An 11,641-nucleotide genomic window follows, 5' to 3' on the forward strand; every position below is an offset into this window, starting at 1 on the left:
TTGATATTCCCTTACCACCATCAACTTAAATCGTTCACTATATTTAGCCAAAAATAAACACCCCAAAAGTTAGATTTAGCTCTAACTTTTGGGGTGCAGTACATTGTGATAGGCCTTTTTTTTGTCTCTGTACTTGAAAAGGCAGGTAAACTTTGACTAAAGGCGGATTTATTTCAATAAGCACTGCACATAAATAAAAGCTTGAGGTTTCTTTAATTTACCTCAAGCTTTGTTGTGTGCTCATTACACTGCTCTCCACGTTTTCTGAACTAACTTAATTGAAGTATCTTGCCCTTTTACAGGTCAGTCTAATCGAATAAGGATAATTTCAATTTATTCAGGTTCTTTTTCATCACACCTATATAATCCAATCTCTCCTTTTGATCTTCTTTCGTTAATCCTTCAAGAGGGTTTAGAACTTCTGTTTTTGCACCAGTTTCATCCGCAAGCGTTTGTGCAACCTTAGAAGAAGTAAGTCCCTCAAAGTAAATAATTTTAATGTGATTCTTTTTTGTTAATTCCGCTAATTCCTGCAATTTACCCATGCTTGGTTCAACGTCAGGTGAAAGCCCTGCAATCGGTATCTGCTTTAGCCCATATTCCCTCGCTAAGTAGCCGAAAGCAGCGTGCTGCGTAACAAATTGTTTTTGTGTTGCAGTTTTTAAGGTGTTTTTATATAGCAGATCCAGATCGGAAAGCTTGCTCTTAGTAGATTTGGCATTTTGTTGGTATATGTTTTTATTCTTTACATCTGCTTTTATGATTGCTTTTGTGATATTTTCCACTTCATGCTGCGCTAAAACGGGCGAAAGCCAGACATGCGGATCCTTAGATGAACTTGAATTCAATTCACTTTTATTTTCCTCAAGAGCGTTAATTAATTTAATCCCTGAGGCAGCTTCAACAATTTTTAAATTTGAAGTATCCACACTGTTTAACACTTTTTTAGTCCAGGTCTCGAAGTATCGGCTATTGTATACAAATATATCAGCGTCCTGGATATTGGCCAAATCCTTGGTTGTAGGTTCCCAATCATGCGGCTCTGTACCATTTGGTATTAATAGATCAACATCCGCCTTATTGCCAACAACTTGTTTGGTAAAGTAGTACATGGGATAAAAGGTGGTGACAATATGTAGTCTTTTAGCGCCTTTGGTACTCTGCTCTTTGTCTTGGCTATTTGAGCATCCGCTTATAATAAAAGTGATTATTAATAATAAGTAAATGAAATTCTTCACAAGTATTTCCTCATTTCTATTCAAATGTCATGTTTCTATTGTAATTTTATTTGAAATGGTCGTTCTTTATTCTATAAATCGTAAGCATTACGAATTGTACTTTATTAGGTATTACCTTGTCAATGAGTTGCTTTTTATAAATCTATTATCTATTAATGAATAATATAATTCCACACTAACTCATATAAATGAGGTCAGGAGGGATGAATCTATGAATTTAATCACTACTTAAATATACTATTCAATCGATGTTATTCGTTTCTTTTATATTCCTGACAATTTTAATTGTTGTTTTAATGGATATTAAAATTACTTCTCAAAGCCTCAATAATTCAATCGGTATATTTAATACAGAGAAACTATTTGTTGAATTGATCAAATCCGAAAATCATGCATTTTTTCCAGAAGTAAGTGACTCGATGTTCACTTCATCAAGAATTTCAAATATATTTTTCCAACTGCTTACAACGATAAAACCAACAGATGCGAGGACAATTTTAGGAAATGAGTTACCGGGGTTAATGCAATATAATACAGAGGTAGTAATCGCCGGGGAGGGGACGAACCTTACAAATCTGCCATATGAGTCTTCCCCGCCAACGGAAGTTTTATTAAATGAAAAGAAGGTAGCTGAGGAACAATTGAATCAAAGCCCCTCTTCGGAGGATCCTGTTTCTAACCTGTTGTCAGACTTGATATATATGGTTAGGCTTCAACATGCAAAAAGTGAAAGTTTCCCATTGATAAATGTATCCTCAGCCGAAACTATTAAAACAAAGATGTTTGATAGATTATTATCACTTTAAAGTTTTTGATAAAAAACTGAGTATGACAAAAACAGCCCCGCAAATTTCTGCAGGGCTGTTTTCTTTTTAAAATTATTTTTGTGTTCCGTAGCTGATCAGGTTAGTGAAGATTCGGTAGCCGCCTGGTACCTGTTCCTGAATCTGGCGGTAAAGTACAAGGGATGTGTAAATGTATGTTCCTTTACCATAATTGGCAGCCAGGATACCTTGATCAAATGGTGCTTCGCCTGGGTCCGCCATACTGACGAATTTTTGATAACGGCTGTCAAAGGAGCTTGGATAATAGATGCTTCGTTCCTGAATCCAGTTGTCCCAATCACTGTCTCCAATTTTATTTGGATAGTTGAAGAGAGGGGATTCCGGCTGTAGTACAGTAACCTTAGCATCCTCATCTGTTGTTCTCCATTTGATTGGAGGATCTCCAGGTGTTAACGAAAATGGTGCGAGTGAATTATTCCAGCGGTCTGTGACCTTGTTGTACTGGACCACTAAATGTCCGCCGTTATTCACATAATCTAGAAGGCGCTGATTATTGGCGAGCAGATCATCTCGGGATAGATAAGCCCTGATGCCGGTTACGATCGTATCATACTTGCTAAGGTCGCCATTCGCAAGATCAGCTGCTGTCAGTTTCGTTACGTTTAATCCGGCATTTGATAGATAGTCTGCGACTTTGTCAAATCCGCTTTCTACATAACCAATTTTAAGATTATTGTCCTTCAATAGTTCAAAAGCAACGCCCTTAACCTTTGCATCGTAAACATAATAGAAGGTACCGATATGGCTGTATTTGATTTCCTGAACGGTTGAACCAAATGTTTTCCCATTAATGGATGCCTGAGCATCGATGCTAAAGTCACCAGCTTTTACCTCAGCAGGTGGTGAAACCTTGAAGTCTACTGTCTTTTCTTCAAACTGGCTGCTGAAATCCACAACGGCATTGGCAGGGGACACAGTCCATCCCGCTGGAACCTTTAGTGAAACAGCTGCTTGAGTTTTGCCGCCAGTCAGATTTTTCGCTTTTACAGAAACAGGGTATTCTTTTTTCACATCTGCCGTATTGACAACCAATCCTTCAGGTGAAAGGGTGAGAGCCACATCCGGAAGAACGGCAATGGTTCCATCCAGCTGAACCGTATGGTTTACTGAGGTTCCATCAAAATTATAATGAACCTGAGTCTGGATCACGGGTTCTTTATATGGATGATAGAACTCGGCATTCTCAGGAATGGTTACCTGATAAGTTAGTTTTGCTGTTTCCCCACGGGTCAGGTTCGGTTCGTTATTACTAGCAACAACCTTATATCCTTCTGGAACCTTTAAATCAACACTGAAACCTTTTAGTTCCTGTTTGCCGTTATTCTTAACCGTAACGGTAACAGTAGTAGTCTGGCCCTTCGTTAAAATAGTAGAGGCTGAAGAAGCTTTAACATCAAGGCTGGATGCCACAAAGCTTGCATTCTGAAGCTGTTCAACCTTGAGATTCAGCTTATGAACCAAATCACGCTTTAAGTCTGCATCAAGCTTTTGAGATTTGTTTATTTTATCAAGGACTGTACGTACATGCTTTAAAGCACTTTGTGATTTCGTAAATATCTGGTCGCGGTTCGGATAGGAAGAAATAATGGAGTTGAATTCTTGTTGGAGTTTGTTAAAGTGCACTTTTAGGTCGTTTTCTGTTTTTGGAAGAGTGTTTGCCCATTCTGATAGATTGTAAGGCACACCGGCAAATAGGTCAGGTTGATTGCCCACGGTTGTTTTAAACAATTCAAGATTGATCTGTCTTGGAGCAGCCGGAATATTGGAACCCATTCCCTGGCTCTTATGCATGAAGCGGGACTGTTCACCCAATTGTGGGTAAGTCATTTTGTAAATCGGGTCATACATCCCGATTTCGATGGAGGTAGTAGTTTGATCTTTTGTTTCTGCTGGTAAGTACATTTTTTTAACCTGCCATACAGAAAGGCCTTCCTTTAATTGCTCAGGATAGACGTTTGGATCTGCCGCATCCTTAAAAGCTCTTTCACTTAAAATCTCCATGGCACGATGGTGGCCGTGCTGGGTTGGAACGTTGCGGAAGGATGGCATGAGGATATCCGGCTGGTATGTACGAATAAAACGGATAACACGTTCATACGTCAGATCTTCTCCCCATTTTTTCAAGGTTTCGTCAGGACTTTTTGAAAAACCAAAGTCATAAATCGGATCAGAGGTCGTCTGGCTTAAATGATAAGCAGTAACACCTGTAATCTTCGCTGCTTCAATCAATTCCCTGGAGCGTATGATGCCTAGTCCGTTTCCTAGCTCGCTGCCGATTTCATTTTGGCCGCCTTCGCCGCGGTTAGCAATCAGACTTGACGTCTTGACTCCCAATCCCCTTGAAAGATAGGCTAAAAAGTCGCTTCGTTCATCATCAGGGTGTGCACCTGTATTCAGGAATACAACAGTGGTACTGAGCGGTTTAACCGCATTCCACAAATCTACATCTGGTTGTTGTGTTTCTTCGGCGATACCGGTTAAAGGCAATAACGAAATAACTAGAAGAAGAGAGAGTAACCCACTAAATAACTTTTTCAATATGTTTACCCCTTTCATAGTTAAAATGATTTCCTAATTCGGCCCTCCTTATAAAAAGAATTTGCGGTAGGTTAGTTAATCTTCCTAACAAACAGAAGAAGAAACCCTAACTAATAAATAACATGATAGGATAATAATGTAAATGTATATATATTCAGAAAATTAAAACAGTTAATTAGGACTATACTGAAAGCCCTATGGAAAGCGTACAATTTTACTAATTAAAAAAATATTCAAAAAATTAATTGCCAAGTATTTCCGCCTGCGTTATAATCCAGTTAATTAATCAATCTTACTAACCATCAAATTAAGGCCGTGATGAAATGAATGTAATGGGAAAGAACGTGCAATTAAAGTCGTTAAACAAAAGAAGGGTACTGCAATGCATCATTGATCATTCGCCCATTTCCAGGGCAGAAATCGCCGGTAAGATTAATATTAGCAAGCCAACTGTTTCCATATTGGTGGATGAATTAATTCAGGAAAACTGGATTTTTGAAAAAGGAATAGGCGAATCGACCTCGCAGGGCGGCAGAAAGCCCATACAGCTATTTTTTAATGAAAAAGCAGCCTATGTCATCGGCACGGATATTGGCGGTACAAAGGTAAAGACCGTAATTTGCGACTTGAGCGGAAAGATCCTCGCTCAAAGCAGCTTCAAAACGGGACAGTATTTAGACTCGGGATTAATGAAACAGATTGCTAAAGAGATCAATACCTTGGTCCAAAAGACAGGAATTGAACCAGAAAAGATATTAGGCATTGGGGCTGGCGTGCCCGGCATTACCGATACGGCAAGTGGAGTCGTATTAGAGGCGCCAAGCTTGAATTGGATTCGCTATCCATTTATCAAGGAAGCCAAAAAGCATTTACCTTACCCTGTCTTTGTAGATAATGACGTCAATGTTGCCGCACTTGGGGAACAATGGCTTGGCAGTGCTAAAAATAAGCAAAATGTCCTGTTTCTTGCTGTCGGCACGGGAATAGGGAGCGGAATTATCATCCACAATCGGCTGTACCGCGGCACGAATGGCGCGGCCGGTGAAATCGGCTATATGGTCACAGATAAAAATCATATTAAAAATGAATTTAAGCCAGTTTTTCACCATTATGGCTATTTGGAAAGTGTAGCCGGAGGTAAGTCAATCGGCGATTCTTTAACCAGATTAATAAAAGAAAATCCTGAGCACCCATTACATAAACAGGCAGAAACAACAGGGCTGACAGGAGAGAATGCGTTCAAGCTGGCTGAAAATGGAGACAAGGATGCAATAAGTGTGATCAATGAAGCGATTGAACATCTTGCCTATGGAATCATCAATGCAGCCAGTTTATTGAATCCGGAGGTTATTATTTTGGGAGGTGGTGTATTTAAGTCATCCGACATTATTCTGCCTAAGCTTAGGAGTATAGTGAATCACTATCTTCCGAGTTCAGTAGAATTGAAGATTTCGCAGCTGGGGGAAAACGCAGGAGTTTTAGGGGCAGTTTCACTGTTTTTAAGGGAACATGAAAGCACTATTACATTTACGTAATGAGGGGGATTTATTGTGAAAAACAAGAAAAAGATGTCCATTCTTACCGCGTTAACGCTATCCGCTTCACTGCTGCTAGCAGCCTGTGGAGGTGGGGAGACAGAAAAGAAAACTTCCGGCACACCTAAGAACTCCAGTAAACCAAAGGAAAAGCTGGAGGAGAAAGTGGTTATTTATTCACCGCATGGAAAGGATATTTTGTCCAAATTCGAACAGCAATTTGAAGCGAAATATAACATTGATGTGGAATGGCTCGACATGGGCTCCCAGGAGGTTCTTGACCGGATCCGTTCCGAGAAAAACAATCCTCAGGCTGATATCTGGTGGGGGGCACCTTCTGTAAACTTCGACCAGGCAAAGGATGAAGGCTTGCTGGAACCATATAAACCATCCTATGCATCAAGCCTTGCTGACGGATTCCATGATCCGGAATGGAACTGGACTGGAACAAGCCAGACACCAGAGGTCATCATGTATAACAGCAAAGAAGTGAAAAAGGAAGACGCTCCAAAGGACTGGGATGAGTTACTCGACCCTAAATGGAATAACAAAGTTATCATCCGCTACCCGCTTGCATCCGGAACAATGAGAACGATTTTTTCAGCGATCATTTACCGTGACTATAAAGATGGAAATGACCCTCAAAAAGGCTATGACTGGCTGAAAAAGCTTGATGCCAACACCAAAGAATACTCCGCAAATCCTGAAATGATGTACAACAAGGTTGCCAAAGGGGAAGGTACTATCTCCGTTTGGGATATGCCAGACGTTGTAATGTTAAAGGAAACAAAGAACTACCCATTTGATTTTGTTATTCCAGAAAGCGGCACACCCGTGTTAACAGAAGGTATCGCAAAAGTTAAAGGGGCTCCACATCCAAACGCCGCAAAAGCATTTTACGAATTCGTTAATACACCAGAGGCTGCACAATTGCTTGCAAAAGACTTTTACCGCATTCCAACAAGAGATGATGTGAAAGACCTTCCAGACTGGATCACCAACACTAAAATTAAACCAATGGATATTGATTGGAAAGTGTTCCAGAAGGAAAGCGACAACTGGATGAAATATTGGGATGAAAACATTAAGAATGGTAAAAAAGAAATCAAACAATAGGAAGTGTAAATGGTATGGCGTCGATAAAAATTGAAAATGTCCAAAAAGCATTCGGAAAAGTAATTGCGGTTGATCATTTGAATTTGGAAATCAAGGACGGAGAATTCTTTACCTTTCTCGGCCCGAGTGGATGCGGGAAAACCACAACACTGAGAATGATTGCCGGTTTTTATTATCCGACCAAGGGCATTGTGCGTTTTGGCGACAAGGACATGACGCGTGTACCTCCTGAAAAAAGAAATACGGGCATGGTTTTCCAAAACTATGCCCTTTTTCCTCACATGACGGTTTTTGAAAATGTTGCATTTGGTTTGAAGGTTAGGAAAATATCTTCGGGTGAGTTAAAGAAACGAGTGCAGGATGTATTGCAAAAAGTAAGGCTGAACCAATATTCAGAACGTCAGGTGAGTCAGTTGAGTGGAGGACAGCAGCAGCGTGTCGCTCTTGCCAGAGCATTAGTGATTGAGCCCGAAATTCTGCTCCTAGATGAGCCTTTAAGTAATCTGGACGCCAAGCTTCGGGATGAAATGAGAAGCGAAATCCTAAGGCTTCAGCGAGAATATAAAATCACGACTATCTATGTTACTCATGATCAGGCGGAAGCTTTGTCCATGAGTGACCGAATTGCCGTTTTTAATTATGGTGTCTGCCACCAGGTGGGTACACCGGCAGAAATTTATAATGAGCCATCTAATGATTTTGTTGCTGGATTTATTGGGGATATTAATTTATTTCCAGCCAGAATTAATAGAAAAACCAATGAGCAAGTATTCCTTTCTGTAGAAACAGGAGCTGGACCGAAGGAAATGACGGTGAAAAATACTCCGTTTCATGTAAATCCTGAAAACCAGGGGGATTTGGCCATTTCGATTCGTCCGGAAGCAATTAAAATTCATGACCAGCAAGTCGATGGAACAAATGTTTTAAAAGGGAAAATAGAAGAGGTTTATTTCTTTGGCTCTGTTATCAATTTAATGATAAGTGTGGAAGGGATGCGCTTAAAAGCAGATCTCTTAAACAACCAATCAGTTAAACTGCAAAAAGGATCAGAGGTTTATGTCCAGCTTCCGGAGGACCAAATCCGGGTCATTCCTATGTTGAGTGGTGAGAGCTCATGATCAAGCGTGACACCCGATTTACCATCCTGTTGCTGATTCCGGTCCTTTTAGTGTTGATTGCCTATGTACTTTATCCTTCTTTAAGGACTTTTTTTGAAAGCTTACATACGGAAAACGGGATTACATTTGGAAACTATGAAGACTTCTTCAGCCAGGAATCGAAGACGAATTTAGAGGCGCTATGGAATTCTTTTTATATATCGGTACTAAGTGTAATCGCAAGTGCCCTTATCGGTATCCCGCTTGCCATTATCTTTAATCGTTATGATTTTCCCGGACGAAGTTTTTTCTCGACAGCTGCTATTATGCCCATTGTTCTGCCTTCACTGGTAGGGGTAATGGCCTTCATGTTTTTATATGGTGAAACGGGATTAGTTCCTAATGCCATTAAAGATTTATTCGGGCTGAAAAATGTTCCGTTTAAAATAGGCGGTGTTTCTGGAATCCTGATCGTTCATGCCTATACCATGTATGTGTATTTCTACATGACCGTATCATCTGCGATTAATAAAATTGACCCAAGCCTAGAAGAAGCGGCTTATAATCTCGGTGCCAACCGTTTTAAAGTGTTCTGGAGAGTAACGTTTCCTTTGCTAACTCCAGCCATTGTCGCTGCTTCGCTGCTCGTCTTTATGATTTCCATGGCATCCTTTAGCGCACCTTTCCTATTGGCAGGAGGATACCGGGTGCTCAGCCTGCAGATTTATTTTTCAAAATTAAACGGGGATATGGAGGTTGCGGCTACTCAATCCGTTATCTTATCCATCGTATCCATTGTCTTTCTGTTATTTATGCGCTGGTACCAGAACCGGAAGGATTACCGAATGGCATCAAAAGGTATAGGGGCGCACCGGAGTGAAGTGAAAAATCCGATCTTGAAATGGATTATGGTATTGGTGGGTGTTATCGCGGTTATTATCCTGCTCCTGCCGCACTTTACCATCCTGCTTCTTTCCTTAGTACCGGACGGGACATGGACATACCAGACCTATCCGTCTGTATTTAACATTGAAAACTACCGTTTATTATTGCAGGATCCAAATATATTCAAGCCTTTAAAGAACAGCTTGATTCTAGCGTTTATTGCCACCTTTGGAAACCTAATCTTCGGTGTGCTGACTTCGTATCTGCTGGTAAAAAGAAAATTCATCGGGAAGAATCTTGTTGATATTCTCGTTATGATTCCATGGGCTTTGCCAGCTACGGTTATCGGGATGAATCTAATATTCGCCTTCAATGAACCTAGTATTTTCTCATTCGGAAATATACTGGTAGGGACGTTCTGGATCCTGCCTTTAGCTTACTTTATCCGGCATATTCCATTGGTGGTTCGTTCTACTAATGCGGTGCTGGAGCAATTGGATGATTCCATTGAAGAGGCATCGAGGAGTCTTGGTGCCAAATGGTTTTATACCTTTAGAAGGGTTATTCTTCCCATCATTATGCCCGGCGTTTTATCGGGAACATTGCTCGCTTTCGTGGAAGCGGTAGGGGAATTTCCGACATCGGTTCTTCTATATACGATATCAAACCGTCCTATTTCCATTGAAATCATGAACCAGCTGAGAATGTTCAATATGGGTCAGGCAGCAGCCTACGGTATGATTCAGATTGTGTTAATTGCCATTGTTCTGTTTGTATCGAATAAATTTTTCGGGGTAAAAGCCGAGCAATCATTGTCATAAAATCGGAGATGAAGAGATGAGCAAAATCGAGGAATTTATCAGCAATGAAGGAATAGCTTTTCCTGGAAAAACCTATGTGGAAGAGCTGCTGATGCCTGTTTTTAATGACCAGCGGGACTTTTTATTTAATGTGATGTTCGATATCCATCGCGCCCATGTCGTGATGCTTGAAGAACAAGGGATTATTAAAAGAGAAGAAGCCAAGGTCATGCTGGAAGGCATTAATAAGGTTGCCCAAACGGACATAAGCTCTATTTTTTATCAGCCCCAGTTTGAAGACTTATTTTTCATGATGGAAGCAAAAATAGGGGAAGAGATCGGTACAGAGTTAGCAGGGAAGATCCATATAGCGAGAAGCCGGAATGATATGGGAGTGGCGATGTATCGCCTTGTCCTGAGGGAATATTTTTTAGAGTTCCTGGGACATGGCTATCAATTAAGTGAAGCTTTATTGTTACAGGCGGAACGGCATAAGGAAACCTATCTGACTGGTTATACCCATACACAGCCGGCACAGCCGACTACCTTGGGACATTATCTGCTAGCAATCTATGATGTTCTGCAAAGAGATATAAAGCGCCTTTGGAGTGCCTATGAAACCGTTAATCAGTCACCGCTCGGAGCAGCCGCTTTGACGACTACCGGTTTTCCAATCAGCCGGAACAGAACCTGTGAATTGTTAGGCTTTGATAAGGTTATTGAAAATTCCTATGACTCGATTGCAGGAGCCGATTATTTACTTGAAACCTCAACTGCCTTAATGACCTGTATGGTTAACACAGGTAGATGGATTCAGGATTTCCTTTTACATGTGAGCAGGGAGTTTGGAACCTTTTTGGTAGCAGATCCCTATGTACAGGTTAGCAGCATTATGCCTCAAAAAAGAAATCCTGTTTCGATTGAACATTCCCGTTCCATTGCCAGCAGTGCCGTTGGAGATGCACTTACTGCTATCAATATGATCCACAACACACCATTTGGGGATATTGTGGATACAGAGGATGACCTCCAGCCGCATTTATACCGCGCTTTTAATAATGCAAGCCGAGTGTTTAAACTGATGTATGCCGTCATTATGACAATCAAAGTGAATGGTGAGCATACGAAAAAAATGGCGAAGAAATCATGTATTACCATTACAGAACTGGCAGATACATTGGCAAGGGATTATGATATTTCTTTTAGAAAAGCTCACTCCATTGCCAGCTATATATCCAAACAGACGATAAAAGAGCAAAAGGAATTATATGACTGGAACATTGACGAGATCAACAAAATCATAAGCGAGTATGCAAATGTGAAGCTAAGCGAAGAAGAATGGAAAAAAATCATCTCACCTGAATACTTTGTAGAAATCAGAAGCATTCAGGGTGGTCCTTGTCCTCAAGAAGTGGAAAGAATGATCGGCGTAAGGAAGGAAAAGCTTGAGAGGGAATGCAGTAAGTATTTTAAGATAGTGGAAACCTTAAAGATTAAGAAAAAACTGCTGGATGAGTATAGTTTATAAGTAGAGAAAAAGGTCAGCATGTGAATATGCCAAAACCTCCTCAATCATTTGGGGAGGTT

Annotated in this window: 8 protein-coding genes; 6 read left to right on the top strand and 2 right to left on the bottom strand. The window is 40.6% G+C overall.

Annotation, left to right across the window (positions count from 1 at the left end):
- Positions 1-308 precede the first annotated feature (308 nt).
- Entirely contained in the window at positions 309-1,238 is a 930-nt protein-coding gene (locus tag AC3WR0_RS23690) for a metal ABC transporter substrate-binding protein (protein ID WP_492554565.1), read from the bottom strand.
- 296 nt (positions 1,239-1,534) lie between these two features.
- Here AC3WR0_RS23690 and AC3WR0_RS23695 point away from each other — a divergent pair, with 296 nt between their 5' ends.
- Complete coding sequence (locus AC3WR0_RS23695) at positions 1,535-2,044, top strand: hypothetical protein (RefSeq protein WP_492554566.1); 510 nt, start codon at positions 1,535-1,537, stop codon at positions 2,042-2,044.
- Between the two features lie 72 nt (positions 2,045-2,116).
- On the opposite strand, the gene AC3WR0_RS23700 is transcribed toward AC3WR0_RS23695, so the two are convergent.
- Positions 2,117-4,621 carry an NEW3 domain-containing protein gene (locus AC3WR0_RS23700; RefSeq protein ID WP_492554567.1) on the bottom strand — a complete coding sequence of 835 codons (2,505 nt, stop codon included), beginning with the start codon at positions 4,619-4,621 and terminating at the stop codon, positions 2,117-2,119.
- A gap of 323 nt (positions 4,622-4,944) precedes the next feature.
- Here AC3WR0_RS23700 and AC3WR0_RS23705 point away from each other — a divergent pair, with 323 nt between their 5' ends.
- The 5 genes from AC3WR0_RS23705 to argH are packed head-to-tail and all read left to right on the top strand — an operon-like array spanning position 4,945 to position 11,582.
- The gene (locus AC3WR0_RS23705) at positions 4,945-6,156 is read left to right on the top strand and encodes an ROK family transcriptional regulator (RefSeq protein WP_492554568.1); all 1,212 of its coding nucleotides are present in this window, start codon (positions 4,945-4,947) and stop codon (positions 6,154-6,156) included.
- A gap of 15 nt (positions 6,157-6,171) precedes the next feature.
- A complete protein-coding gene (locus tag AC3WR0_RS23710; protein ID WP_492554569.1) occupies positions 6,172-7,272 on the top strand; it encodes an extracellular solute-binding protein in 1,101 nt (366 codons plus the stop codon).
- Positions 7,273-7,286: 14 nt separating this feature from the next.
- Positions 7,287-8,390 (top strand): ABC transporter ATP-binding protein, encoded by a 1,104-nt coding sequence (locus AC3WR0_RS23715; RefSeq protein WP_492554570.1) that lies wholly within the window; start codon positions 7,287-7,289, stop codon positions 8,388-8,390.
- A complete protein-coding gene (locus AC3WR0_RS23720; protein ID WP_492554571.1) occupies positions 8,387-10,075 on the top strand; it encodes an ABC transporter permease in 1,689 nt (562 codons plus the stop codon). The genes AC3WR0_RS23715 and AC3WR0_RS23720 overlap by 4 nt, the downstream gene beginning before the upstream one ends.
- A gap of 16 nt (positions 10,076-10,091) precedes the next feature.
- On the top strand, positions 10,092-11,582 hold the full coding sequence (gene argH / locus AC3WR0_RS23725) for an argininosuccinate lyase (RefSeq protein WP_492554572.1): 1,491 nt from the start codon (positions 10,092-10,094) through the stop codon (positions 11,580-11,582).
- Positions 11,583-11,641: the final 59 nt, after the last annotated feature.

Source organism: Neobacillus sp. FW104-15D2 (genome assembly GCF_058790155.1).

What these genes read in the sequence shown, in the direction of transcription:
- AC3WR0_RS23695 (WP_492554566.1), top strand. Translation starts at nt 1,535, where the DNA reads ATGGATATTAAAATTACTTCTCAAAGCCTCAATAATTCAATCGGTATA.
- AC3WR0_RS23705 (WP_492554568.1), top strand. Translation starts at nt 4,945, where the DNA reads ATGAATGTAATGGGAAAGAACGTGCAATTAAAGTCGTTAAACAAAAGA.
- AC3WR0_RS23715 (WP_492554570.1), top strand. Translation starts at nt 7,287, where the DNA reads ATGGCGTCGATAAAAATTGAAAATGTCCAAAAAGCATTCGGAAAAGTA.
- AC3WR0_RS23720 (WP_492554571.1), top strand. Translation starts at nt 8,387, where the DNA reads ATGATCAAGCGTGACACCCGATTTACCATCCTGTTGCTGATTCCGGTC.
- argH (WP_492554572.1), top strand. Translation starts at nt 10,092, where the DNA reads ATGAGCAAAATCGAGGAATTTATCAGCAATGAAGGAATAGCTTTTCCT.